The sequence below is a fragment of the Streptomyces paromomycinus genome, from assembly GCF_003865155.1.
Lineage (GTDB): Bacteria > Actinomycetota > Actinomycetes > Streptomycetales > Streptomycetaceae > Streptomyces > Streptomyces chrestomyceticus.
In genome coordinates this window covers 2,824,042-2,850,209 of record NZ_BHZD01000001.1, presented here as the reverse complement: position 1 = coordinate 2,850,209, position 26,168 = coordinate 2,824,042, and the positions used below count along the sequence as shown (strand labels likewise).

14 protein-coding genes, 1 tRNA gene and 3 rRNA genes are annotated in these 26,168 nt (G+C 67.6%); 14 read left to right on the top strand and 4 right to left on the bottom strand.

Going from position 1 to position 26,168, the window contains the following annotated elements; genetic code table 11:
• Positions 1 to 14: 14 nt before the first annotated feature.
• Positions 15 to 3,971: a type VII secretion protein EccCa gene (gene eccCa, locus OEIGOIKO_RS11370; protein ID WP_125053940.1), complete on the bottom strand. Its 3,957-nt coding sequence runs from the start codon at positions 3,969 to 3,971 to the stop codon at positions 15 to 17.
• 280 nt (positions 3,972 to 4,251) lie between these two features.
• Between eccCa and eccD the strand changes: the two genes are divergently transcribed.
• The 6 genes from eccD (at position 4,252) to OEIGOIKO_RS11340 (ending at position 11,373) form a co-directional block, all read left to right on the top strand.
• Entirely contained in the window at positions 4,252 to 5,727 is a 1,476-nt protein-coding gene (eccD, locus tag OEIGOIKO_RS11365; protein WP_125053939.1) for a type VII secretion integral membrane protein EccD, read from the top strand.
• Between the two features lie 195 nt (positions 5,728 to 5,922).
• Positions 5,923 to 6,210, top strand: coding sequence for a 30S ribosomal protein S15 (rpsO, locus tag OEIGOIKO_RS11360; protein ID WP_030414166.1), 288 nt, complete (start codon positions 5,923 to 5,925; stop codon positions 6,208 to 6,210).
• A 299-nt stretch (positions 6,211 to 6,509) separates the two neighbouring features.
• A complete protein-coding gene (locus OEIGOIKO_RS11355; protein ID WP_125058636.1) occupies positions 6,510 to 8,720 on the top strand; it encodes a polyribonucleotide nucleotidyltransferase in 2,211 nt (736 codons plus the stop codon).
• Positions 8,717 to 10,096: a M16 family metallopeptidase gene (locus tag OEIGOIKO_RS11350; RefSeq protein WP_125053938.1), complete on the top strand. Its 1,380-nt coding sequence runs from the start codon at positions 8,717 to 8,719 to the stop codon at positions 10,094 to 10,096. The genes OEIGOIKO_RS11355 and OEIGOIKO_RS11350 overlap by 4 nt, the downstream gene beginning before the upstream one ends.
• 59 nt (positions 10,097 to 10,155) lie before the next feature.
• Positions 10,156 to 10,908, top strand: a complete 753-nt coding sequence (dapB, locus tag OEIGOIKO_RS11345; protein WP_125053937.1) for a 4-hydroxy-tetrahydrodipicolinate reductase — start codon at positions 10,156 to 10,158, stop codon at positions 10,906 to 10,908.
• A gap of 12 nt (positions 10,909 to 10,920) precedes the next feature.
• Positions 10,921 to 11,373: a tetratricopeptide repeat protein gene (locus tag OEIGOIKO_RS11340; RefSeq protein ID WP_125053936.1), complete on the top strand. Its 453-nt coding sequence runs from the start codon at positions 10,921 to 10,923 to the stop codon at positions 11,371 to 11,373.
• Positions 11,374 to 11,507: 134 nt separating this feature from the next.
• Here the strand turns inward: OEIGOIKO_RS11340 and OEIGOIKO_RS11335 are convergent, their stop codons facing one another.
• Positions 11,508 to 12,065, bottom strand: a complete 558-nt coding sequence (locus tag OEIGOIKO_RS11335; protein ID WP_125053935.1) for a PH domain-containing protein — start codon at positions 12,063 to 12,065, stop codon at positions 11,508 to 11,510.
• A 125-nt stretch (positions 12,066 to 12,190) separates the two neighbouring features.
• Entirely contained in the window at positions 12,191 to 12,430 is a 240-nt protein-coding gene (locus tag OEIGOIKO_RS11330; protein ID WP_030023054.1) for a hypothetical protein, read from the bottom strand.
• Positions 12,431 to 12,664: 234 nt separating this feature from the next.
• On the opposite strand from OEIGOIKO_RS11330, the gene thyX reads away from it, so the two are divergent.
• The 8 genes from thyX (at position 12,665) to OEIGOIKO_RS11285 (ending at position 23,240) form a co-directional block, all read left to right on the top strand.
• Complete coding sequence (gene thyX / locus OEIGOIKO_RS11325) at positions 12,665 to 13,423, top strand: FAD-dependent thymidylate synthase (protein WP_125053934.1); 759 nt, start codon at positions 12,665 to 12,667, stop codon at positions 13,421 to 13,423.
• A gap of 236 nt (positions 13,424 to 13,659) precedes the next feature.
• Positions 13,660 to 14,559, top strand: coding sequence for a 4-hydroxy-tetrahydrodipicolinate synthase (dapA, locus tag OEIGOIKO_RS11320; protein ID WP_125053933.1), 900 nt, complete (start codon positions 13,660 to 13,662; stop codon positions 14,557 to 14,559).
• Positions 14,560 to 14,672: 113 nt separating this feature from the next.
• Entirely contained in the window at positions 14,673 to 16,358 is a 1,686-nt protein-coding gene (locus OEIGOIKO_RS11315) for a ribonuclease J (RefSeq protein ID WP_125053932.1), read from the top strand.
• 695 nt (positions 16,359 to 17,053) lie between these two features.
• A 16S ribosomal RNA gene (locus OEIGOIKO_RS11305) occupies positions 17,054 to 18,582 on the top strand.
• Positions 18,583 to 18,883: 301 nt separating this feature from the next.
• Positions 18,884 to 22,005 (top strand): 23S ribosomal RNA (locus tag OEIGOIKO_RS11300).
• Positions 22,006 to 22,126: 121 nt separating this feature from the next.
• Positions 22,127 to 22,243: ribosomal RNA gene (gene rrf, locus OEIGOIKO_RS11295) — 5S ribosomal RNA — on the top strand.
• Together the 16S, 23S and 5S rRNA genes form the textbook arrangement of a ribosomal RNA operon.
• A gap of 114 nt (positions 22,244 to 22,357) precedes the next feature.
• On the top strand, positions 22,358 to 23,056 hold the full coding sequence (locus OEIGOIKO_RS11290) for a DegT/DnrJ/EryC1/StrS family aminotransferase (RefSeq protein WP_125053930.1): 699 nt from the start codon (positions 22,358 to 22,360) through the stop codon (positions 23,054 to 23,056).
• Between the two features lie 108 nt (positions 23,057 to 23,164).
• Positions 23,165 to 23,240 (top strand) — tRNA-Thr (locus OEIGOIKO_RS11285).
• 95 nt (positions 23,241 to 23,335) lie between these two features.
• Here OEIGOIKO_RS11285 and OEIGOIKO_RS11280 read toward each other — a convergent pair.
• On the bottom strand, positions 23,336 to 25,978 hold the full coding sequence (locus tag OEIGOIKO_RS11280; protein WP_246177310.1) for a SpoIIE family protein phosphatase: 2,643 nt from the start codon (positions 25,976 to 25,978) through the stop codon (positions 23,336 to 23,338).
• Positions 25,979 to 26,168: the final 190 nt, after the last annotated feature.

The window sequence follows — 26,168 nt, the reverse complement described above, 5'->3', positions numbered from 1 at the left end:
CGCCGGACCGCCCGTCAGCCGCTGTGCGCCGGCAGCCACCCGGTCTGCACCAGCTGCGCACCGCGCTTGCGCGTGATGAACTGCGCGCGGCCCGGCGTCAGGCTGGTCGCCTTGAGGTTGCCCATCAGCGGCCCCTCACCCGGGTCGCCCGACAGGATCAGGCCCTGGGCGCCGAGTTCCTTCGTCCGCTGCATCACGGGCTCGAAGGAGGACCGTCCGGCCCCCGAGGAGCTGCGCGCCAGGATCAGGCGCAGGCCCAGGTCGCGGGCGAACGGCAGGTACTCCAGCAGCGGCTGCAGCGGGTTGCCGCTGCTGGTCGCCACCAGGTCGTAGTCGTCCACGATCACGAACGCGTCCGGCAGGTCGTACCAGCTGCGGTTGCGCAGCTGCTCCGGCGTGACGTCCGGGCCGGGCATCCGGCGGCCCAGCGAACCGGCCAGTCCGGTGATGACCTCCTGCAACTGCGGCCCCGCGGCACAGTACTTGTACATGTGGCTCTCGGGGATCTCGCCGAGCAGCGCGCGCCGGTAGTCGGAGACGACCATGAGGGCCTTGTCCGACGGGTAGCGCTCCGAGATCTGCTTGGCGATCAGACGCAGCAGCGAGGACTTGCCGGACTCGCTCTCGCCGTAGATCACCAGCAGCGGGTCGGTCTCGAAGTCGATGAACGCCGGCGACAGCGTGGTCTCGTCGACACCGATCGCGATGCCGTGCTCCGGGTAGTCGCCGCCCTTGGGCAGGTCGCTCGCCGGGAGCAGCGTCGGCAGCATCCGCACCTTGGGGGCGGGCTCGCCCTGCCAGTGCTCCTTGACGGTGGCCACCAGGTGCGCCATGCCGTCGCTGAGGCTCTCCGCTTCCTGGACACCGTCGATCCGGGGCAGCGCCGCCAGGTAGTCCAGCTTCTCGGGGGAGAGGCCGCGGCCCGGGCGGCCCATCGGCACGTTCTCCGCGCGCTTGCGGTCGAACTCCGACTCCATCGGGTCGCCGAGCCGCAGCTCGACGCGGTTCAGGAGCTGGTCGCGCAGGGCGGGGCGTACCTCGGTGTAGCGGGAGGCGCCGAGGATCAGGTGGATGCCGAAGCCGAGACCGCGGCTGGCGATGTCCAGTATGACCGGGTCGAGCTGCTCGTAGTCGGTCTTGAAGGTGCCCCAGCCGTCGATGACGAGGAAGACATCGCCCCACTTCTGGTCCGGGAACGCGCCGGCGGCACGCCGCTGGCGGTAGGTCCCCATGGAGTCGATGGAGTTCGCGCGGAAGAACTCCTCGCGCTCGTTGAGGATGCCGACGACCTCGGCGACCGTACGGCGGACCTTCTCCGCGTCCAGCCGGGAGGCGACGCCGCCGACGTGCGGCAGCTGCTCCAGGGCCAGCATGCCGCCGCCACCGAAGTCGAGGCAGTAGAACTGCACCTCGGCCGGGGTGTGGGTGAGCGCGAAGCCCGCCATGGCGGAACGGATCAGCGTCGACTTGCCGGACTGCGGACCACCGACGACCAGGCCGTGACCGGCGCCCGCGGAGAAGTCCAGGTACATCACGTCGCGCCGCTGCTCGAACGGCTTGTCCACGAGCGCGACCGGCACGACCAGCTTGCCGAGCGCCGTGTACTCCGGGGCGTGCACGCCCCGCTCGGGCGTGACGGCGAGCGCCGGGAGCAGCTGGTTGACGGTGGGCGACTCGTCCAGCGGCGGCAGCCACACCTGGTGCGCCGGCGGGCCCTGGCCCTGCATCCGCTGGACGATCACGTCCAGGACGGTGTCGGCCAGCGCGTCGTCCTGCTGCTGGGTGAGCGACGGCTCCTCGGCGATGATCTCCTCGACGATCGGCGCCAGCACCGGCGACGCCGTGAACGGCACCGGCATCCGGTTCGTACGGCTGCCACCGCCGCCACCGCCGGCGCCCGGACCGCGGTACGGGCCCGACACGTACGCGGCCTTGAACTGCACCATCGTCTCGGTGTCGTACTTCAGGATGCCGGAGCCCGGCACGTTGGGCAGGTGGTACGCGTCCGGCACACCGATCGCCGTACGGGACTCGGCGGCGGAGAACGTCCGCAGACCCAGCCGGTAGGACAGGAAGGTGTCCAGACCGCGCAGCTTGCCCTCTTCGAGGCGCTGCGAGGCGAGCAGCATGTGCACACCCATCGACCGGCCGATCCGGCCGATCTGGATGAACATGTCGATGAAGTCAGGCTTGGCGGTCAGCAGCTCGGAGAACTCGTCGAGCACCATCACCAGCGAGGGCAGCGGGTCCAGCGGGGCGCCGGCGGCACGCGCCTTCTCGTAGTCGGTGATGTTGGCGTAGTTGCCCGCGGACCGCAGCAGCTCCTGACGGCGCTGCAGCTCACCGGTGATCGAGTCGCGCATGCGGTCGATCAGGCTGACGTCGTCGGCCAGGTTGGTGATGACCGCGGCGACGTGCGGCATCTCGGACATGCCGGTGAAGGTGGCGCCGCCCTTGAAGTCCGCGAGGATGAAGTTGAGCGTCTCCGAGGAGTGGGTGACCGCGAGGGCGAGCACCAGGGTGCGCAGCACCTCGGACTTGCCGGAACCGGTCGCGCCGACGCACAGGCCGTGCGGGCCCATGCCCTCCTGGGAGGCCTCCTTGATGTCGAGCATGACGGGCTGGCCGTCCTTGTCGACACCGATCGGCACGCGCAGCCGCTCGTGCAGCGTGCGCGGGCGCCAGGTGCGCGAGACGTCCACCGAACCGGCGTCGCCGATGTTCATCAGGTCCGTGAAGTCCAGGTTGGACAGCAGCGGCTCCTCGCCGTCGGCGCCCGAACCGGCCCGCAGCGGCGCCAGCAGGCGGGCCAGCGACTCCGCCTCGGAGACCGACAGGGTGTCCACGGTGCCGTTGTAGACCGCGCCGCCCGCCGACTCCAGCACCAGCTTGCCCGGCCACACCTGTACGGCCAGGCCGCCCCGGATCTCGTCCAGCTCGCCCGGCACGATCTCCAGGATCGTCACGCCCTGCAGGCCCTCGGAGCCGGCGATCACCGAGTCCATCGGCACCTCGCCGGCGTCCAGCACGACCACCACGTGCGGGGTGTCGGTGACCGGCGTGCCCTGCGGGTTGAAGCGGCCGCGGCCCTCCAGTTCCTCCGCGAGCAGCTCCTCGATCTCCCCGAGGTCACCGACGACCAGCCGGCGGGTGCCGGCGCCGTCGGTGGTCTTGTCCTGCACGTGCGGCAGCCACTTGGTCCACTCCCACTCGGCCTGCGCGCCCGGCGCCGCCACCACGGCGACGACCAGGTCCTCCGGCGAGTGCAGGGTGCACAGCTGCGCGAGGATGGCGCGCGCCGACCCGTACACGGTGTCCGGGTCGCCGGAGACCGTCAGGTGGTAGAAGGCGCGCAGCGAGACCGCGAGCGGCAGCTGGTCCAGGTGCCCGTGCTTGTCGAGGAACTCCTTCATCGCGTGCGCGGTGAGCGGTTCCAGTTCGTCGACCGGCGCGGTCTCCGGCGCCTTCAGGGGAGTGGCCAGCTGCTGCGGGCCCAGGCCCATCCGTACTTGTGCGAAGTCGGCGTCGGACGCCCGGCGTTCCCACACCCGTTTGCCTTCGGCGACGACCGCCCACAATTGCCCCGGATCGGGGTGGAGGAAAAGCTGCGCGTCACGCTGTTTGCGTGCGGTGCGCCGCACTTCCTTTCGCTTCTGCGCCAAGTATTTGAGGTAATCCTGGCGCTCCTGGAGCATTTGCCCGGAAGGCCCTTGGCGGGCCTTGACGATCTGGACAATAGCCATCGCGAGGGTGGAAACCACCATCACGCCGCCCATGATCTTCATGAACGGCTGGGTGCCCATGAACAGGAAACCCGCCGAACCCGCCATGCCCATCATCGGCATGAGGTTCATCAGCATGTTGTCCTCGCCTTCGCGAGGCAGCTCCGGCGGAGCTTCGAGCGTCAACTCCTCACCGGGGATATCAGGTGGAAGCGCGCGGGGCGGGCGCTTGACGATGACAACGCTCACCGAGGCATCAGTCCTTCATGCATCTCGCAGTCTCGGACCGCCCCCGTTGGTTCGACGGTCCCCCGGACCAAGTCCATGGCCCGACGCAGGCGTTGATCCTACTGTTAACAGTCAAGTGCCGGGGCGGGTGGGGCGGCGGCCTAATTGGGGGGTACGCTGACGCCTCGCGAGCGCGCCCAAGGCCCCGTAACGACGTCCCTTATATAAGGCACGGTGGCGGCGCCCCTATATATAAGGCGCGCACGCGACAAACTGCCCAACGGATAGGGGGAACCGCCAGGTGAGCACGACTACAGGCACCGGCTTCTGCCGGGTCACAGTCGCCGCGCCGGACGCACGGATCGACGTGGCACTGCCGGAGGATGTCGCACTCGTCGATATTTATCCGGAGATCCTGCGACTCTCCGGCCAGTCCCAGGCGGAGGGCGCCCCCACCGGATACCACCTGGTGCGCCGGGACGGCACCGTCCTGGACGCCGGCCAGTCCCTCGCCCAGCAGCGCATCCTCGACGGTGACCTGCTCCTGCTGCGGCCGTTCGCCGAGTCGCTGCCGCTGCCCGTTTTCGACGACGTCTCGGACGCCGTCGCCTCCGCGGTCAAGCGCAACCGCAACCGGTGGAGCGACGACCTGATGAACATCGTCGGCCTCACCGCCGGCGTGCTCCTGCTCGTCATGATGGCGTTCGCCCTGTGGTTCTCGAACCCCGCCGACCGCGACATGCACCGCCTGCCCGGCATCATCGCCGGCGTCACCGGCATCGTCCTGGTCGCCCTGTCCGGCGTACGGGCCCGGATCTACGACGACCACGCCTCGTCCATCGCCCTGGGCCTGGCGTCGCTGCCGCACCTGCTGATCGCCGGCTCCGGGATCATGCCGGTGGCCGACGGCGAGGGCCCCGGCCGGCTGCAGTTCCTGGTCGGCTGCGTGACCGTACTGATCGCGTCCGTCCTCCTGGTGGTCCTGCTGCCGCGCGGCGACGCGCCCTTCGTGGCCGCCGCCTTCCTGGCCACCATCGGCACCCTCGCGGTCTTCGCCGCCATCCTCACCGAGGCCGAGCCGCGCGAGGTCGCCGCGGTCACCGCCGTCGTCGCCGTCGCGGTGGTCGCCTGGCTGCCCGGTCTGTCCTCGCGCTTCGCCCGGCTGCCCATCGGCTACAAGTCGCCCGACCAGATCGCCGCCGGCCCGCACAACGACGGCGAGCAGGGCGCGGCGACCGAGTCCGTCGACTTCGTCAAGATCGGCAACCAGGCCAAGCGCGGCCACGAGCTGCTGCTCGGCCTGGTCGCCGGCTGCTCCGCGCTGGTCGTCGGCGCGGCCGGCGTCGTCCTCGGATTCTCCGACAACAGCTGGGCGCAGCTGCTGGCGCTGGCCGCCGGTATCACGATCATGCTGCGGGCCCGGCTCTTCGACTACACCGCACAGGTCGCCTGCCTGACCATCGCCGGCATCCTGACGGTCGTGCTGCTCATCCTGGGCATCGCGCTGCACCCGCCGGTCGACGTCATCGCCGACCTCGTGCGCTTCGGCGACTCCGGCCCGCTCAACATCCGTACGGTCTGGTTCTCCGGCAGCATCGCGGCCGGCGCCGCCATCCTGGTCGGGGTGGGTCTGATCGTTCCGCGCAAGGGCGTCACCCCCTTCTGGGGCCGCGTCTTCGACATCTTCGACGGCGTCGTCCTGCTGTCGCTGGTGCCGCTGTGCCTGGCGGTACTGGACGTGTACGGCACCGTCCGCGGTCTGACCGGCTCCTCGTAGGGGCCGCGAAAAGCTCCTCGTACGGATGACCCGCCCACCACAGGGGGTCACCCGTAGGCACGGCCCCCTGACCGACCGGTCGGGGGGCCGTTCTCAGCTGGTACTCTGGGTGACGGTCTTTGCCGAGTCATCGAAGAATCCCTGTGAAGACGATCCAGGGACGCTCGCAGGCCCAGAACACCCAGAGGAGTACGCGTGTCGCTCGACGCCGCCACGAAGAAGCAGATCATGGCCGAGTTCGCCACCAAGGAGGGCGACACCGGCTCCCCCGAGGTCCAGGTCGCGCTGCTCTCCCGCCGCATCTCGGACCTGACCGAGCACCTGAAGACCCACAAGCACGACCACCACTCCCGCCGTGGTCTGCTGCTGCTCGTCGGCCAGCGCCGCCGCCTGCTGCAGTACCTGGCGAAGAAGGACATCACGCGCTTCCGTGCGCTGGTCGAGCGCCTGGGCATCCGCCGCGGCGCGGCGGGCGCCAAGTAAGACGACGTGAAGGGAGCGGTTCCCACACCCGGGGGCCGCTCCCTTTGCCGTACGTACCGGACGTCCGGTCCCCTGCCCGGTGGACCGGAGCTTTGTAGTCTGGTCCCATAACGCCATAGCGAAGAGGTGGAGCGCCTTTCAGCCGCCGGTCCTCGGTAGTGGCCCCCGGACGGCGCGCGGACGACCGCGCGGACCCGTATCCGGGTGCTTCGATCGAAGACCGGCCCGCAATCCCGGCGCTCCACCGACGAAGGTCCACCGCCACACGGGCGGTGGACGCAGACGAGGAGATATCCCTGGTGGAGAACGAGACCCACTACGCCGAGGCCGTCATCGACAACGGCTCCTTCGGCACCCGCACCATCCGCTTCGAGACGGGCCGCCTGGCCAAGCAGGCCGCCGGCTCCGCCGTCGCGTACCTGGACGACGACACCATGGTGCTGTCGGCCACCAGCGCGTCCAAGACGCCCAAGGACCAGCTCGACTTCTTCCCCCTGACGGTGGACGTCGAAGAGCGCATGTACGCGGCCGGCAAGATCCCCGGCTCCTTCTTCCGCCGTGAGGGCCGGCCCTCCGAGGACGCGATCCTCACCTGCCGCCTGATCGACCGGCCGCTGCGCCCCTCCTTCAAGAAGGGCCTGCGCAACGAGATCCAGATCGTCGAGACGATCATGGCGCTCAACCCCGACCACCTCTACGACGTGGTCGCGATCAACGCCGCCTCCTGCTCCACGCAGCTGGCCGGCCTGCCCTTCTCCGGCCCGATCGGCGGCACCCGCGTCGCACTGATCAACGGCCAGTGGGTCGCCTTCCCGACCCACACCGAGCTGGAGAACGCGGTCTTCGACATGGTCGTCGCCGGCCGTGTCCTCCCGGACGGCGACGTCGCGATCATGATGGTCGAGGCCGAGGCCACCGAGAAGACCATCCAGCTGGTCAAGGACGGCGCCGAGGCCCCCACCGAGGAGGTCGTCGCCGCCGGTCTGGAGGCCGCCAAGCCCTTCATCAAGGTGCTGTGCAAGGCCCAGTCGGACCTGGCCGCCAAGGCCGCGAAGCCGGTCGGCGACTTCCCGGTCTTCCTCGACTTCCAGGACGACGTCCTGGAGGCGCTGACCGCCGCCGTCAAGGGCGAGCTGTCCCAGGCGCTGACCATCGCGGGCAAGCAGGACCGCGAGGCCGAGCTGGACCGCGTCAAGGCCGTGGCCGCCGAGAAGCTGCTGCCGCAGTTCGAGGGCCGCGAGAAGGAGATCTCCGCCGCCTACCGCGCGCTGACCAAGTCCCTCGTGCGCGAGCGCGTGATCAAGGACAAGGTCCGCATCGACGGCCGCGGCGTGACGGACATCCGTACGCTCGCCGCCGAGGTCGAGGCGATCCCGCGGGTGCACGGCTCGGCGCTGTTCGAGCGTGGCGAGACCCAGATCCTGGGCGTCACCACCCTGAACATGCTCCGCATGGAGCAGCAGCTGGACACCCTCTCCCCGGTGACCCGCAAGCGCTACATGCACAACTACAACTTCCCGCCGTACTCCGTCGGTGAGACCGGCCGCGTGGGCTCGCCCAAGCGCCGCGAGATCGGCCACGGCGCCCTCGCCGAGCGCGCCATCGTGCCGGTGCTGCCGACGCGCGAGGAGTTCCCGTACGCCATCCGCCAGGTCTCCGAGGCGCTGGGCTCCAACGGCTCCACCTCGATGGGCTCGGTCTGCGCCTCGACGATGTCGCTGCTGAACGCCGGTGTGCCGCTGAAGGCCCCGGTCGCCGGTATCGCCATGGGCCTGATCTCCCAGGAGATCGACGGCAAGACGCACTACGTCGCCCTCACCGACATCCTCGGTGCGGAGGACGCGTTCGGCGACATGGACTTCAAGGTCGCCGGTACGAAGCAGTTCGTCACCGCCCTGCAGCTGGACACCAAGCTGGACGGCATCCCGGCGTCCGTGCTGGCCGCGGCCCTCAAGCAGGCCCGCGACGCCCGCCTGCACATCCTCGACGTGATGAACGAGGCGATCGACGTTCCGGACGAGATGTCCCCGAACGCGCCGCGCATCATCACCGTCAAGATCCCGGTGGACAAGATCGGTGAGGTCATCGGCCCCAAGGGCAAGATGATCAACCAGATCCAGGAGGACACCGGCGCCGACATCACGATCGAGGACGACGGCACCATCTACATCGGTGCCGCCGACGGCCCGGCCGCCGAGGCCGCCCGCGCCACGATCAACGGCATCGCCAACCCGACCATGCCGGAGGTCGGCGAGCGCTACCTGGGCACGGTCGTCAAGACCACCACCTTCGGTGCGTTCGTCTCGCTGCTCCCGGGCAAGGACGGTCTGCTGCACATCTCGCAGATCCGCAAGCTGGCCGGCGGCAAGCGCGTCGAGAACGTCGAGGACGTGCTCGCCGTGGGCGCCAAGGTCCAGGTGGAGATCGCCGAGATCGACCAGCGCGGCAAGCTGTCGCTGGCTCCGGTCATCGAGGGTGAGGACGAGGCGAAGGACGACGCCGCCAAGTGACGTCCCGTAGCTCACGGACGACGGCCCGCACCTCTTCGGAGGGGCGGGCCGTCGCCCGTACCCAAACGCTTCTCAAGGGCACCAACGGCGCCGGCACGGTCCGCAAGACGGTCCTGCCCGGCGGCCTGCGCGTGGTCACCGAGACCCTGCCCTCCGTCCGGTCCGTCACCTTCGGCATCTGGGCCAACGTCGGCTCCCGTGACGAGACCCCGTCGCTGAACGGCGCCACCCACTACCTGGAGCACCTGCTCTTCAAGGGCACCAGGAAGCGCAGCGCGCTCGACATCTCCGCCGCGATCGACGAGGTCGGCGGCGAGATGAACGCCTTCACGGCGAAGGAGTACACCTGCTACTACGCGCGGGTGCTGGACACCGACCTGCCGCTCGCCATCGACGTGGTCTGCGACATGCTGACCGGCTCGCTCATCGAGCCCGCCGACGTCGACGCCGAGCGCGGCGTGATCCTCGAAGAGATCGCGATGACCGAGGACGACCCGGGCGACTGTGTGCACGACCTGTTCGCGCACACCATGCTCGGTGACACCCCCCTCGGCCGCCCGGTCCTGGGCTCCGTCGACACGGTCAACGCCCTCACCCCCGAGCGCATCCGCCGCTTCTACAAGAAGCACTACGACCCGACCCGCCTGGTCGTCGCCGCCGCCGGCAACGTCGACCACGCCAAGGTCGTCCGGATGGTCCGCGCCGCCTTCGAGAAGGCCGGTGCCCTCGACCGTACGGACGCGGTGCCGGTGGCCCCGCGCGACGGCTCCCGCGCCATCCGTACGGCGGGCCGGGTGGAACTGCTCAACCGCAGGTCGGAGCAGGCCCACGTGATCCTCGGCGTCCCGGGCCTGGCCCGGACCGACGACCGCCGCTGGGCCATGGGCGTCCTGAACACCGCCCTCGGCGGCGGCATGAGCTCCCGCCTCTTCCAGGAGGTACGGGAGAAGCGCGGCCTGGCCTACAGCGTGTACTCGTACACCTCCGGCTACGCCGACTGCGGTCTGTTCGGCGTGTACGCGGGCTGCCGCCCGAACCAGGTCGACGACGTCCTGAAGATCTGCCGCGACCAGCTCGACCAGGTCGCCGAAGAGGGCCTGACGGACGACGAGATCCGCCGCGCGATCGGGCAGCTGCGCGGTTCCACCGTGCTCGGCCTGGAGGACACCGGCGCGCTGATGAACCGCATCGGCAAGAGCGAGCTGTGCTGGGGCGCCCAGATGTCGGTCGACGACATGCTGGCCCGGATAGCGGCGGTCACCCCGGACGAGGTACGGGAACTGGCCCGCGATGTACTGGGACAGCGCCCGTCGCTGTCCGTCATCGGCCCGCTGAAGGACCGGCAGGCGGACCGGCTGCACGACGCGGTCGCCTGACCTTCCGTAGCAGGCGTACCAGAGGTACCAGGGGTACTGGAAAGAGAGAGCGGGAAACGATGAGCAAGCTGCGCGTGGCGGTCATCGGCGCCAAGGGCCGCATCGGCTCCGAGGCCGTACGGGCCGTCGAGGCCGCCGAGGACATGGAACTGGTCGCGGCCCTGGGCCGGGGCGACGAGCTGGAGACGCTGACCGGGGCCGGCGCCCAGGTCGCGGTCGAGCTGACGCACCCCGACGCCGTCATGGCGAACCTGGAGTTCTGCGTCCGCAACGGCATCCACGGCGTCGTCGGCACCACCGGCTGGACCGACGACCGCCTCGCCCAGCTGCGCACCTGGCTGGACGCGTCGCCCCGCACGGGCGTGCTCATCGCCCCGAACTTCTCCATCGGCGCGGTGCTGACCATGCGGTTCGCGCAGCAGGCGGCCCGGTTCTTCGAATCGGCCGAGGTCATCGAGCTGCACCACCCGAACAAGGCCGACGCGCCCTCGGGCACCGCGGCCCGCACGGCCAAGCTGATCGCCGAGGCCCGCGCCGCCGCGGACTGCCCGCCGCAGCCGGACGCCACCAGCAGCGCGCTGGACGGCGCCCGCGGTGCGGACGTGGACGGCATCCCCGTCCACTCCGTACGGCTGCGCGGCCTCCTGGCCCACCAGGAGGTGCTGCTCGGCGGGGTGGGGGAGACCCTCACCGTCCGCCACGACTCGCTCCACCACAGCAGCTTCATGCCGGGCATCCTGCTCGGCGCGCGCCGCGTGGTGGCCACTCCCGGCCTGACCATGGGCCTGGAGAACTTCCTCGACCTGGACTGACGGGGTTCGCGCGTGCGTGCAAAGATCACCTACTGCGTTCTCGCGGCGGTCCTGGTCGTCTACTTCGTCCTCGTCGGCAGCCGCGGCGTCCTGCTCATCAAGCAGGGCACCGTACTGACCGTCGCGTTCGGCGTCGCCGTCCTGATCCTGCCGTTCATCGGACTGTGGTTCCTCTGGCACACCACCCAGTTCGCCCGTAAGGCAGGCCGCCTGGCGCGCGAGCTGGAGGCCGAGGGAGGGCTGCCGGTCGACGAGCTGAAGCGCACCCCGGGCGGCCGGATCGACCGGGACTCCGCCGACGAGGTCTTCGACCGGCGGCGGGCCGAGACCGAGCGGGCGCCGGAGGACTGGCGGGCCTGGTTCCGGCTGGCGGTCGCCTACCACGACGCCCGGGACACCCCGCGGGCCCGTAAGGCGATGCAGCGGGCCATCGCCCTGCACGAGGGCAAGTCCGTACGGGTCTGAACGGTTCGGTACGCATCTGAACGACGCGGTGCCCGTACGGTCTGAACCGTACGGGCACCGTTGTTCACCGGGGACGGTTCCGACCGGGAGCCGGCCCCCGTCCGCGGCTGTTGCCGGCCTGTCCCGGCCTGCGGCTACCGGCAGTACTCCGCCGCCCACGCCTCCAGGACGTCAGCGGCCAGCTCGAACGCCTCGGGACGCGCCAGGAAGTCCGCGTTGTGATCCGTGATGAGCGTCCGCAGCGGGTTGCCGCCCCGCCGCTCGACGACCAGCGCCTGGCCCTGGACCGTCCGCGGCACACCCAGCCAGCGCACCGGCCGCTGAGCCGTACGGACGGCGGCGACCTCGCTCCAGCGCAGCGTCGTGGTCCGCAGCAGCTCGACCTGACGCAGGCCGTGGCCGCTCACCCACATGCCCACCCGCAGGAAGCGCACCGCGAGCGCGATGATCAGCACCGCGACACCGGCGCAGACAGCGGCGGCGGGCAGCGCCCCAGCGGCCATGATGATCACCGCGGACAGCAGGACGAACGAGGCCAGCAGCAGAAGCACGGCCGCCGCCCCCACACGTCCGGGACCCGGACGGTAGGGGCGGCGCCAGCGGTCCGGCCCCGCGTGGGGCAACGGCGCTTCGACTGCCTGATCGGCCTGGTCGTCGAGGTCGCGGTCGGCCGTCAGGAAGGTCAGGGGCACGGCGGATCCTCACTCCAGGCACGCAGATGAAGGCTGTGACCGGTGAGGTTATCGAGACTTACGTGCCGGAACCACTCCGTGCCGGGCGGCACGCGCGACGACAGCGCGCGGACCGCCCGGCCGGATCAGCGGCCGTGGGCCGCCTCGGACTGGTGCGTGCCGACGCCGCCGGTCTCCTGCTGGAGCGCCGGGACGCCGAGCAGCAGGGCGCCGGCGAGACCGCCGACGACCGTCAGGCCGATCAGGGACCGGCCCGCGAGCTGGGCACGACTGACGCGTTCTCGGGGCGGGGGCGCGACATTGCTGCGGAACCGGTCGGCCTCGGCGACGAAGGCGAACGGCACTGGCTCTCGCCGGCGGAACATGAGCGGGCTCTCCTTGGAACCTCGAAGTGGGCACTGTCACAGGGTTAGACGTCTGTCGCGTCCGTTTGGTGCCCGTTTTCTGCAAGTTCTGTGAAAAATATCAACCGCAGGACGGGCCGGGCGCAACAGCGTCCGATTTTGTACGGTACGCGGTATCCCGCCGCATTTCCGGGACTGTCGGTGGCGGGCCGTAGGCTGGGGCGCGCCACGTGGAATGAACGGAAGGAACCGTCGGTGTCACCTACCCCCGCCGAGAGTGTCGAAGCATCCGAAGGCACGGCCCCCAGCTTCCGGAGCGAGGTGACGGTCGAGCTGGTCAAGCACAGCGCCGCGGACAGTGACGTGCTGTGGGCGGCCCGTGTCTCCACCGCCGGCGAGCAGTCGCTGGAGGAGCTCCAGAAGGACCCGGAGCGCTCCAAGGGCCTGATCAACTACCTGATGCGGGACCGGCACGGCAGCCCCTTCGAGCACAACTCGATGACCTTCTTCATCAGCGCGCCGATCTTCGTCTTCCGTGAGTTCATGCGGCACCGCGTCGGCTGGTCCTACAACGAGGAGTCCGGCCGCTACCGTCAGCTCGAACCGGTCTTCTACGTGCCCGGCGCGTCCCGCAAGCTCGTCCAGCAGGGCCGCCCCGGCAAGTACGAGTTCGTCGAGGGCACCCCCGAGCAGCACGCGCTGGCCGGCAAGGTCATGGAGGACTCCTACCGGCAGGCGTACGAGGCGTACCAGGAGATGCTGGCCGCCGGCGTCGCCCGCGAGGTGGCCCGCTCGGTCCTGCCGGTCGGTCTGTTCTCCTCGATGTACGCGACCTGCAACGCCCGTTCGCTGATGCACTTCCTCGGCCTGCGGACGCAGCACGAGCTCGCGGCCGTACCGTCCTTCCCGCAGCGCGAGATCGAGATGGTCGGCGAGCAGATGGAGGCCCACTGGGTCCGCCTGATGCCGCTCACCCACGCCTCCTTCAACGCCAACGGCCGTATCGCCCCGTAAGGCCCCGGTCCCGCGGGCGAGCCGCCGGACCGGTGCGCGGACCGGTCACCGCCGTCCGGAGCCCTGGCGGACCGCACAGACGTGCCAGGTGTCCGTATTGCGGCATTTTGAGAAGTTCATCTACGCTGAAGAAACGGACCCGGCACTGCTTGAACCCCCGAGCAAGCAGTGCCGGAGTCCACATCCCGGCTCCCCAGGGGCGCGACCCGAGGTGAGCTACGAGTAGCGTGGTGCCCATGGCTCCGACTTCCACACCGCAGACCCCCTTCGGGCGGGTGCTGACCGCCATGGTCACGCCGTTCACGGCGGATGGCGCTCTCGACCTCGACGGTGCGCAGCAGCTCGCCGCGCACCTGGTGGACTCCGGCAACGACGGTCTCGTCGTCAACGGCACCACCGGTGAGTCACCGACCACCAGCGATGCGGAGAAAGCCCAGCTGGTCCGGGCCGTGGTGGATGCGGTCGGAGACCGGGCCTTCGTCGTCGCCGGAGCCGGCACCAACGACACCGACCACAGCCTGCAGCTGGCCCGCGCCGCGCGCGACGCCGGGGCCCACGGCCTGCTCGCTGTCACGCCGTACTACAGCAAGCCCCCGCAGGAAGGTCTCTTCCGGCATTTCACCGCCATTGCGGACGCCACCGACCTGCCGGTCATGCTCTACGACATCCCCGGCCGCAGCGGTGTGCCGATCAACACCGAGACCATGGTGCGGCTCGCCGAGCACCCGCGCATCGTCGCCAACAAGGACGCCAAGGGCGACCTCGGCCGCGCCAGCTGGGCCATCGCCCGCTCGAACCTCGCGTGGTACAGCGGCGACGACATGCTCAACCTCCCGCTGCTGTCCGTCGGCGCCGTCGGCTTCGTCTCGGTCGTCGGCCATGTCGTCACGCCCGAGCTGCGCGCCCTGCTCGACGCCCACCTGCACGGTGACGTCACCAAGGCCACCGAGATCCACCAGAAGCTGCTGCCCGTCTTCACCGGCATGTTCCGCACCCAGGGCGTCATCACGACCAAGGCCGCGCTCGGGCTCCAGAGCCTGCCCGCCGGGCCGCTGCGCCTGCCGCTGGTGGAACTGTCCGCGGACGAGACCGAGCAGCTCAAGCGCGATCTCGCCGCCGGCGGGGTACAGCTGTAACCACAGACTTCACAACTGAACACGGAAAACAACCGCCAAACCGCAAGTGCACGAATGTCATGCGCGCCACGTGTGCCTCACGGCGACGTGGCGTGTGTGGTGAGGAGAGTCTTTTGAGTCATCCGCATCCCGAGCTCGGCGCGCCGCCGAAGCTCCCCAAGGGCGGCCTGCGCGTCACCCCCCTCGGCGGCCTGGGTGAGATCGGCCGCAACATGACGGTCTTCGAATACGGCGGCCGGCTGCTGATCGTCGACTGCGGAGTGCTTTTCCCGGAGGAGGAGCAGCCCGGAATCGACCTGATCCTGCCGGACTTCTCGTCCATCAGGGACCGCCTCGACGACATCGACGGCATCGTGCTCACGCACGGCCACGAGGACCACATCGGCGGTGTCCCCTACCTCCTGCGCGAGAAGCCGGACATCCCGCTGATCGGCTCCAAGCTGACCCTCGCCCTCATCGAGGCGAAGCTCCAGGAGCACCGCATCCGGCCCTACACGCTGGAGGTCGCGGAGGGCGACACGGAGGCCATCGGCCCCTTCGACTGCGAGTTCGTCGCGGTCAACCACTCCATCCCGGACGCCCTCGCGGTCGCCATCCGCACCCCCGCGGGCATGGTCGTGCACACCGGCGACTTCAAGATGGACCAGCTCCCGCTGGACCGCCGCCTGACCGACCTCCCGAAGTTCGCCAAGCTGGGCGAGGAGGGCATCGATCTCCTGCTGTCCGACTCCACGAACGCCGAGGTCCCGGGCTTCGTCCCGCCCGAGCGCGACATCTCCAACGTGCTGCGCCAGGTCTTCGCGAGCGCCCAGAAGCGCATCATCGTGGCCAGCTTCGCCAGCCATGTGCACCGCATCCAGCAGATCCTGGACGCGGCACACGAGTACGGCCGCCGGGTCGCCTTCGTGGGCCGCTCGATGGTCCGCAACATGGGCATCGCCCGCGAGCTGGGCTACCTGAAGGTCCCGGCCGGGCTGGTCGTCGACGTCAAGACCCTCGACGACCTGCCGGACGACGAGGTCGTGCTGGTCTGCACGGGTTCCCAGGGCGAGCCGATGGCGGCCCTGTCCCGGATGGCCAACCGCGATCACCAGATCCGCATCGTCCCCGGCGACACGGTGATCCTCGCGTCGTCGCTGATCCCGGGCAACGAGAACGCGGTCTACCGCGTCATCAACGGCCTGACCCGCTGGGGCGCCAACGTCGTCCACAAGGGCAACGCCAAGGTGCACGTCTCGGGCCACGCCTCGGCCGGCGAGCTGCTGTACTTCTACAACATCTGCAAGCCGAAGAACCTGATGCCGGTGCACGGCGAATGGCGCCATCTGCGCGCCAACGCCGAACTGGGCGCGCTGACCGGCGTCCCCAAGGACCGGATCGTCATCGCCGAGGACGGCGTGGTCGTCGACCTGGTCAAGGGCGTCGCCAAGATCGTCGGCAAGGTCCAGGCGGGCTACGTGTACGTCGACGGGCTGTCGGTCGGCGACGTCACCGAGTCCTCCCTCAAGGACCGCCGCATCCTCGGCGACGAGGGCATCATCTCGGTGTTCCTGGTCGTGGACTCCAGCACCGGCAAGATCGTCGGCGGACCGCACATCCAGGCCCGCGGCTCGGGCATCGACGACGCGGACTTCGCCGCGGTGATGCCGAAGATCGACGAGATCCTCGCCAAGGCCGCCCAGGACGGCGTCGCGGAGCCGCACCAGCTCCAGCAGCTGGTCCGCCGGGCCATCGGCAAGTGGGTCTCCGACAACTTCCGCCGGCGCCCGATGATCCTCCCGGTGGTCGTCGAGGTCTGACCCCCAGGGGCCGCCTGCACAGGTACGAGGAGCGGGGCAACCGGATTTGCATCCGGGCGCCCCGCTCCAGTACGTTTACGGCTCCGCCTGAAGGGGAACCCGGTACGCCTGCGCGTCCGGTGCACCTCCCTGACGGGGCGGAATTCCGGCCCAGAGAAATCTGGTAGCGTCGGAACAGCCGAAAGGCAAAACCCTCCGACAATCATCGGAAACGAATTCGGACCGGAAACGGACCGAAAGTCGGATCTGATAGAGTCGGAAAGGCCGAAAAGCGAGAGCCGGACGGCCGCCCCGCTCCAGCAGGGAGCCGGAAACGGAAAGCGGAAACGCCGAACGGATCTGGTAAGGTTGGAACCGCGAAGAAGCCGAAAGGTCGAAACGCACCGGCGGAAATCAGGACCGCGAGGATCTGATAGAGTCGGAAACGCAAGACCGAAGGGAAGCGCCCGGAGAGCCTGGTGAAACAGGCACAAAGGAAGCGTCCGTTCCTTGAGAACTCAACAGCGTGCCAAAAGTCAACGCCAGATATGTTGATACCCCGTCCACCGGCACACGCCGGAGGATGAGGTTCCTTTGAAAAGCCCACCAGCACCCGAGCGGTGCGGGTGGCACACACAGCGAGGACGCTGTGAACGGGAAGCCTATTCCGCTTCCTGTTCCGCTCTCGTGTGTGTTGACCCGATTACGGGTAAACATTCACGGAGAGTTTGATCCTGGCTCAGGACGAACGCTGGCGGCGTGCTTAACACATGCAAGTCGAACGATGAACCTCCTTCGGGAGGGGATTAGTGGCGAACGGGTGAGTAACACGTGGGCAATCTGCCCTGCACTCTGGGACAAGCCCTGGAAACGGGGTCTAATACCGGATACGACACGGGATCGCATGATCTCCGTGTGGAAAGCTCCGGCGGTGCAGGATGAGCCCGCGGCCTATCAGCTTGTTGGTGGGGTAATGGCCTACCAAGGCGACGACGGGTAGCCGGCCTGAGAGGGCGACCGGCCACACTGGGACTGAGACACGGCCCAGACTCCTACGGGAGGCAGCAGTGGGGAATATTGCACAATGGGCGAAAGCCTGATGCAGCGACGCCGCGTGAGGGATGACGGCCTTCGGGTTGTAAACCTCTTTCAGCAGGGAAGAAGCGCAAGTGACGGTACCTGCAGAAGAAGCGCCGGCTAACTACGTGCCAGCAGCCGCGGTAATACGTAGGGCGCAAGCGTTGTCCGGAATTATTGGGCGTAAAGAGCTCGTAGGCGGCTTGTCACGTCGGATGTGAAAGCCCGGGGCTTAACCCCGGGTCTGCATTCGATACGGGCAGGCTAGAGTTCGGTAGGGGAGATCGGAATTCCTGGTGTAGCGGTGAAATGCGCAGATATCAGGAGGAACACCGGTGGCGAAGGCGGATCTCTGGGCCGATACTGACGCTGAGGAGCGAAAGCGTGGGGAGCGAACAGGATTAGATACCCTGGTAGTCCACGCCGTAAACGTTGGGAACTAGGTGTGGGCGACATTCCACGTCGTCCGTGCCGCAGCTAACGCATTAAGTTCCCCGCCTGGGGAGTACGGCCGCAAGGCTAAAACTCAAAGGAATTGACGGGGGCCCGCACAAGCGGCGGAGCATGTGGCTTAATTCGACGCAACGCGAAGAACCTTACCAAGGCTTGACATACACCGGAAAACCCTGGAGACAGGGTCCCCCTTGTGGTCGGTGTACAGGTGGTGCATGGCTGTCGTCAGCTCGTGTCGTGAGATGTTGGGTTAAGTCCCGCAACGAGCGCAACCCTTGTTCTGTGTTGCCAGCATGCCCTTCGGGGTGATGGGGACTCACAGGAGACTGCCGGGGTCAACTCGGAGGAAGGTGGGGACGACGTCAAGTCATCATGCCCCTTATGTCTTGGGCTGCACACGTGCTACAATGGCCGGTACAATGAGCTGCGATACCGCGAGGTGGAGCGAATCTCAAAAAGCCGGTCTCAGTTCGGATTGGGGTCTGCAACTCGACCCCATGAAGTCGGAGTCGCTAGTAATCGCAGATCAGCATTGCTGCGGTGAATACGTTCCCGGGCCTTGTACACACCGCCCGTCACGTCACGAAAGTCGGTAACACCCGAAGCCGGTGGCCCAACCCCTTGTGGGAGGGAATCGTCGAAGGTGGGACTGGCGATTGGGACGAAGTCGTAACAAGGTAGCCGTACCGGAAGGTGCGGCTGGATCACCTCCTTTCTAAGGAGCACTTCTTACCAACTTCGGTTGGTCAGAGGCCAGAACATCGGCGAATGTCCGGTGCTGGTTGCTCATGGGTGGAACGTTGACTACTCGGCACACTCGGTTGATGGATCGTTAGTACTGCTTCGGCGTGGAACGTGATCGGTCGGCTGGTTGTGTCGGGCACGCTGTTGGGTGTCTGAGGGTGCGAGCGTTGCTCGCCCTTCAAACGCTGGCCCCAGTGCACCAGGCTGTAACGGTCTGGGTGATGGGTGGCTGGTCGTTGCTTGAGAACTGCACAGTGGACGCGAGCATCTGTGGCCAAGTTTTTAAGGGCGCACGGTGGATGCCTTGGCACCAGGAACCGATGAAGGACGTGGGAGGCCACGATAGGCCCCGGGGAGCTGTCAACCGAGCTTTGATCCGGGGGTGTCCGAATGGGGAAACCCGGCAGTCGTCATGGGCTGTCACCCATACCTGAACACATAGGGTATGTGGAGGGAACGCGGGGAAGTGAAACATCTCAGTACCCGCAGGAAGAGAAAACAACCGTGATTCCGGGAGTAGTGGCGAGCGAAACTGGATGAGGCCAAACCGTATTGGTGTGATACCCGGCAGGGGTTGCCAGTGCGGGGTTGTGGGATCTCTTTTCTGCAGTCTGCCGGCTGTGGGACGAGTCAGAAACCGTTGATGTAGGCGAAGGACATGCGAAAGGTCCGGCGTAGAGGGTAAGACCCCCGTAGCTGAAACGTCAGCGGCTCGTTTAAGAGACACCCAAGTAGCACGGGGCCCGTGAAATCCCGTGTGAATCTGGCGGGACCACCCGCTAAGCCTAAATATTCCCTGGTGACCGATAGCGGATAGTACCGTGAGGGAATGGTGAAAAGTACCGCGGGAGCGGAGTGAAATAGTACCTGAAACCGTGTGCCTACAAGCCGTGGGAGCGTCGCGCAAGAACTTGTTCTTGTGTCGTGACTGCGTGCCTTTTGAAGAATGAGCCTGCGAGTTTGCGGTATGTTGCGAGGTTAACCCGTGTGGGGAAGCCGTAGCGAAAGCGAGTCCGAAGAGGGCGCCCAAGTAGCGTGCCCAAGACCCGAAGCGGAGTGATCTAGCCATGGGCAGGTTGAAGCGGAGGTAAGACTTCGTGGAGGACCGAACCCACCAGGGTTGAAAACCTGGGGGATGACCTGTGGTTAGGGGTGAAAGGCCAATCAAACTCCGTGATAGCTGGTTCTCCCCGAAATGCATTTAGGTGCAGCGTCGTGTGTTTCTTGCCGGAGGTAGAGCACTGGATAGGCGATGGGCCCTACCGGGTTACTGACCTTAGCCAAACTCCGAATGCCGGTAAGTGAGAGCGCGGCAGTGAGACTGTGGGGGATAAGCTCCATGGTCGAGAGGGAAACAGCCCAGAGCATCGACTAAGGCCCCTAAGCGTGTGCTAAGTGGGAAAGGATGTGGAGTCGCAGAGACAACCAGGAGGTTGGCTTAGAAGCAGCCATCCTTGAAAGAGTGCGTAATAGCTCACTGGTCAAGTGATTCCGCGCCGACAATGTAGCGGGGCTCAAGCACACCGCCGAAGTCGTGTCATTGCAGTATGTACTCCTAACGGGGACTGTGATGGGTAGGGGAGCGTCGTGTGCCGGGTGAAGCAGCACCGGAAGGTAGTTGTGGACGGTTCACGAGTGAGAATGCAGGCATGAGTAGCGATACACACGTGGGAAACGTGTGCGCCGATTGACTAAGGGTTCCTGGGTCAAGCTGATCTGCCCAGGGTAAGTCGGGACCTAAGGCGAGGCCGACAGGCGTAGTCGATGGACAACCGGTTGATATTCCGGTACCCGCTTTGAAGCGCCAAACATCGAATCCATTAATGCTAAGGCCGTGAAGCCGCCCTGGAGTCTTCGGACAAAGGGGAGTGGTGGAGCCGCTGACCCAAGGTGGTAGTAGGTGAGTGATGGGGTGACGCAGGAAGGTAGTCCAGCCCGGGCGGTGGTTGTCCCGGGGTAAGGGTGTAGGACGCACGGTAGGCAAATCCGTCGTGCATGAAGTCTGAGACCTGATGCCGAGCCGATTGTGGTGAAGTGGATGATCCTATGCTGTCGAGAAAAGCCTCTAGCGAGTTTCATGGCGGCCCGTACCCTAAACCGACTCAGGTGGTCAGGTAGAGAATACCGAGGCGTTCGGGTGAACTATGGTTAAGGAACTCGGCAAAATGCCCCCGTAACTTCGGGAGAAGGGGGGCCATTGCTGGTGATGAGTCTTGCACTCTGAGCTGGTGGTGGCCGCAGAGACCAGCGAGAAGCGACTGTTTACTAAAAACACAGGTCCGTGCGAAGCCGTAAGGCGATGTATACGGACTGACGCCTGCCCGGTGCTGGAACGTTAAGGGGACCGGTTAGCTCTGTTTCGACAGGGCGAAGCTGAGAACTTAAGCGCCAGTAAACGGCGGTGGTAACTATAACCATCCTAAGGTAGCGAAATTCCTTGTCGGGTAAGTTCCGACCTGCACGAATGGCGTAACGACTTCTCGACTGTCTCAACCATAGGCCCGGTGAAATTGCACTACGAGTAAAGATGCTCGTTTCGCGCAGCAGGACGGAAAGACCCCGGGACCTTTACTATAGCTTGATATTGGTGTTCGGTTCGGCTTGTGTAGGATAGGTGGGAGACTGTGAACTCGTCACGCCAGTGGCGGGGGAGTCGTTGTTGAAATACCACTCTGGTCGTGCTGGATGTCTAACCTGGGTCCGTGATCCGGATCAGGGACAGTGTCTGGTGGGTAGTTTAACTGGGGCGGTTGCCTCCTAAAGAGTAACGGAGGCGCCCAAAGGTTCCCTCAGCCTGGTTGGCAATCAGGTGTTGAGTGTAAGTGCACAAGGGAGCTTGACTGTGAGACTGACGGGTCGAGCAGGTACGAAAGTAGGGACTAGTGATCCGGCGGTGGCTTGTGGAAGCGCCGTCGCTCAACGGATAAAAGGTACCCCGGGGATAACAGGCTGATCTTCCCCAAGAGTCCATATCGACGGGATGGTTTGGCACCTCGATGTCGGCTCGTCGCATCCTGGGGCTGGAGTCGGTCCCAAGGGTTGGGCTGTTCGCCCATTAAAGCGGTACGCGAGCTGGGTTTAGAACGTCGTGAGACAGTTCGGTCCCTATCCGCTGTGCGCGTAGGAGTCTTGAGAAGGGCTGTCCCTAGTACGAGAGGACCGGGACGGACGAACCTCTGGTGTGCCAGTTGTCCTGCCAAGGGCATGGCTGGTTGGCTACGTTCGGAAAGGATAACCGCTGAAAGCATCTAAGCGGGAAGCCTGCTTCGAGATGAGGGCTCCCTCCTCCTTGAGAGGGTAAGGCTCCCAGTAGACGACTGGGTTGATAGGCCAGATATGGAAGCCCGGTAACGGGTGGAGTTGACTGGTACTAATAGGCCGAGGGCTTGTCCTCAGTTGCTCGCGTCCACTGTGTGGTTCCCGGGTTGCGAACAGTCGCAGCGTCGGTTGAACCAAGTTCCACTGTTTCATTCTTTAATTGAAGAGTGTGCTTGTTCGCTTGAACCCGATAGGGTTTCGGTGGTCATAGCGTTAGGGAAACGCCCGGTTACATTCCGAACCCGGAAGCTAAGCCTTTCCGCGCCGATGGTACTGCAGGGGGGACCCTGTGGGAGAGTAGGACGCCGCCGAACAATTTTTCAGCTCCGGTTCCTGAACCTCTGGTTCAGGGACCGGAGTTTTTTTGTTTTCGTGGTGCAATGCTGCGCGTTACTTCATGTTCACTTCAAGTGGTCAGGCTCCATGGCATGGGGACAGTGGAAACGCTCAGGTCGGCCGGTGTCCGCGAAGGCGATGAGGTGGTGGTGCCGGCGTTCGGCAGCCGCGAGACCGCCGAGGCGGTCGTCGAACTGGGCGCGCTGCCGGTCTTCGCCGACGTGGACGCCGACAGTCTCTGTCTCGACCCGGCCGCGGTGGCCGACGCGGTCACGCCGCGCACGGCGGCCGTCGTCGCCGTACACCGCTTCGGGCGGCCCGCGGACATGGGCTGGATACGCGAGACCGGGCAGCGCTACGGCCTGCTGGTCGTCGCCGCCGACGAGCCCGGTGCCGGGCGGCCGGACCAGGACGACGTACGGCGCAGGCGGGACCGCGCCGCCTACCTGGACGAACGGCTCACCGGCGTGCTGACGCCGTCCGCCGTCGCGGGCCACACCTACGAGCAGTACGTCGTGCGGGTGCCGGGCAACGGGCGGCCGGACCGCGACGCCTTCGCGCGAGCCCTGCGCTCCCGTGGCGTCGCCTGCCGCGTGCCCGTACAGGCGCCCGTGTACCGCTTGCCGGGGCTGCGGCGGGACGTGTTCCTGCCGCAGACCGAGCGGGCCGTGGACGAGACGCTCGCGCTCCCGGTACGCCCCGAGCTGTCGCGACGCGAACTGCAGAAGATGGCCGGTGCCTGCAACGCACTCGGCGGACTGCTGCGTCCGGCGCCGCAGCCGGCGTTCTGAAAGTCCCTTTTGCGGGAGAGTGGCGTGCGCTGGGTGGCCACTCTTCCGGGTGGGCGCTTCTTGATTCGGTTTATCGGACGAGTTCGGGTAGAGTTTTCCTCGTTGCCGGCCCCAATAGCTCAGTCGGCAGAGCGTCTCCATGGTAAGGAGAAGGTCTACGGTTCGATTCCGTATTGGGGCTCCAGAGGGAAAGGCCCCCGCCGTACGGCGGGGGCCTTTTTCGTATGCGCCGAATGAGGAAAGGGAGGGCCCGGCGGCCCCGCCCGGCGGGCCCCCGGGTCACGCGTCGAGCGGGACCTCGGGGACACGCATGGCGAGGATGGCCATGTCGTCGGACGCCGGTTCGGCGGCGAAGCGCTCCACCGCCCGCAGGATGCGCGCGGCCACGGCGCCGGCGGTCAGACCTGTACAGGTCGTCAGCACGTCCGTGAGACCGTCGTCACCCAGCATCCGGGTGCCTTCGCGGCGCTCGGTGACGCCGTCGGTGACACACAGCAGGACATCACCCGGGTCGAGCGTGACGGTCTGCTCGTACAGCTCCAGGTCGTCCATGACGCCGAGCAGGGGCTGTGGCTCGGCGGCCGGCTCGACCGTGCCGTCCTGGCGCAGGCGCAGCGGCAGCGGATGGCCCGCGCAGACGACCTTCAGGACGGCGCTGCCGTCGCGCTGCGGCCACAGCTCCCCGTAGAGGAGCGTCAGGAAGCGGCTGCGGGCGCCTTCGTCGAGGATCGCGGCGTTCAGCCGCTCCAGGACGGCGGGGCCGCCGAAGCCCTCGCGGGCGAGCAGGCGCAGCGCGTGCCGGGCCAGGCCGGTGACGGCGGCGGCCTCCGGGCCCGTACCGCAGACGTCGCCGATGGCGAAGCCGTACGCGCCGTCCCGGATGGGGAAGAGGTCGTAGAAGTCGCCGCCGACCTCGTTGCCCTCGCCGGCCGCGCGGTAGATGACCTCGACCTCGACGCCCGGGACCTCGGGCAGCTCCGGGGGCAGCAGGCTGCGCTGGAGGGACTGGCTGATGGCTGTGCGTTCCGAGTACAGGCGCGCGTTGTCCAGGGCGAGCGCGGCCCGCCGGGAGAGGTCCTCGGCGAGTTCCAGGATCTCCTGGCGGAAGTGTTCCTCGCTGGGCTTGCCGAGGGTGAGCATGCCGATGACGCGGTTGCGGGCGACCAGCGGCAGGACGACGGTCTCGCCGCCCACCGCCGAGGCGGTGGCGAGGGTGGCGCCGGGGCCCTTGGAGGGGCGGGCCGAGTTGCCGAGGCCCAGGCTGCGCAGGGACGTGCGCAGGGCCGCGTCGTGGGCGGCGTCGGTCGGCGCGTTCCACAGGCGGGCGCCGGGCGTGGGGACCGGCTCGGGCGGGTCGACCTTCATCAGGAGCGACTTGAGGCCGTCGATGCGGTCCTCGTCCTCGTGCAGGACGTAGGACAGCTCCGGTTCGGACGCCTGGTCGGCGACGGTGTAGACGGCGCACCAGGTGGCGAGGGTGGGGACGGTCATCTGGGCCATCAGGGCCAGCGTCTGGTCCCGGTCGAGGGTGCCGGCCAGCAGGTCGGACGCTTCGACGAGGAAGGAGAGGGAGCCGCGGCGCAGCCGTTCCAGCTCGGTCAGGCGGGCCCGTTCGACGGCCAGCGCGATGCGGTCGGCGGCGAACTGGAGGCGCAGCGCCTCTTCGTTCGTGTAGCGGCCGGGGGCTTCGGCGGCGACGCCCAGGGAGCCGGTCAGGCGGCCCTCGACCTTCAGGGGGACCGTGACGACCGAGCGCATGCCCGTACCGGAGAGCAGCGGTACGGCGCCCGGTACGGCGGTCAGGTCCTCGTGGACGGCCGGCATCCGGGCGGAGCCGTACCGTCCGGAGCCCGCCTCGACGGGGACCCGGGCGAAGCGCTGGCGGGCGGAGGGCAGGCCGGTGGAGGCCCGTACCTCCAGCTCGGTCTCGTCGTCGGTGGCCAGGAGGAGGTACGCGGCGTCGCCGTCGAGCATGTCACGGGCGCGCTCGACCGTGCGCTGGAGCAGGCCGTCCAGGTCGTCGGGGGCCGGCGAGCCGATGAAGACCTCGAACGGGTCGGCGGGGCCGCGGCCCTCGGGCGGCTGGGCGGCCTGGTCGGGGGCGGGCGTGCGCAGCGGGCTCTGCAGGACGGCGCGCTCGTGGTCGCGCACCAGGAGGCAGACCGTGTACGGCTCGCCGTCGGCGTCGCGGACGCGCAGGTGGGAGGCGTACACCGGGACGACCCGGCCGTCGGCGCCCCGTATGCCGTACGAGCCCTCCCAGCGGGAGAGCTGGAGGGCCTCGGCGATGCCGGTGCCCGTGCCGGGGGTGTGCGGCCAGGCCGCGAAGTCGGTGAGGGGCTTGCCGGCGACCTGCTCGGGGTCGTACGCGAAGAGGTCCCGGGCGTCCTCGTTCCAGAAGCTGATGCAGCCGCCGCGGTCGACCTGGACGACGGCGACGCGGACCCGGCTGTCGGCGACCGGCAGGGCGTCCACGGGCAGGGCGGGGCCCGCCGAGCGGGTGCCGGCCGGGCGCTCGGGCAGGTCGAGCTGGAACCACACGTGCTTCTGGGAGGCGGTGTACTCCACGCCCCAGCGGCTGGCCAGCGCGCCGCACAGCAGCAGTCCGCGGCCGCCCTCGCGGTCCGGATGGGCGAACGCGCGCCCGGCATTCTGCAGCGGGATCTCGCGCTCCGGATAGCGGTCCGCGACCTCGATGCGTACGCCGGTGTCCGTGCGCAGGCACAGTACGTCGGCGGCGGTGCCCGCGTGGACGACGGCGTTGGTGACCAGTTCGCTGGTCAGGACGACGGCGTCGTCGACGATGTCGCCGTAGCCCCAGCCCTGGAGGGTGTCGCGCACGAAGGCGCGGGCGGTGGCGACCGAGCGGCCGACCGGCTCGAACGTGGCAGCGGCCCGCGCGGTGATCACTGGTCTCCTCATGCGTGTGTCGGTGATCTGCTCTCCCACCATGGCGGCGCCCCTCCGAAAGCCTGGTGTGCTCGCCCACTGCCCGTGCTGGACGGCCAGGGCGGGTGGACAGCCGGATGCCAGGTTACTTACCTTCGCCGCGCGTGCGGATGCCGGTCACGTCTGTTTGCGCCCCGATCGTGCTTCGGGACGGTATGCGATG

Bases quoted from the DNA above. Each gene is read 5' to 3' on its own strand.
- dapB (WP_125053937.1), top strand. From the start codon at position 10,156: ATGAGCAAGCTGCGCGTGGCGGTCATCGGCGCCAAGGGCCGCATCGGC.
- OEIGOIKO_RS11330 (WP_030023054.1), bottom strand. From the start codon at position 12,430: ATGTTCCGCCGGCGAGAGCCAGTGCCGTTCGCCTTCGTCGCCGAGGCC.
- dapA (WP_125053933.1), top strand. From the start codon at position 13,660: ATGGCTCCGACTTCCACACCGCAGACCCCCTTCGGGCGGGTGCTGACC.
- OEIGOIKO_RS11290 (WP_125053930.1), top strand. From the start codon at position 22,358: ATGGGGACAGTGGAAACGCTCAGGTCGGCCGGTGTCCGCGAAGGCGAT.
- OEIGOIKO_RS11280 (WP_246177310.1), bottom strand. From the start codon at position 25,978: ATGAGGAGACCAGTGATCACCGCGCGGGCCGCTGCCACGTTCGAGCCG.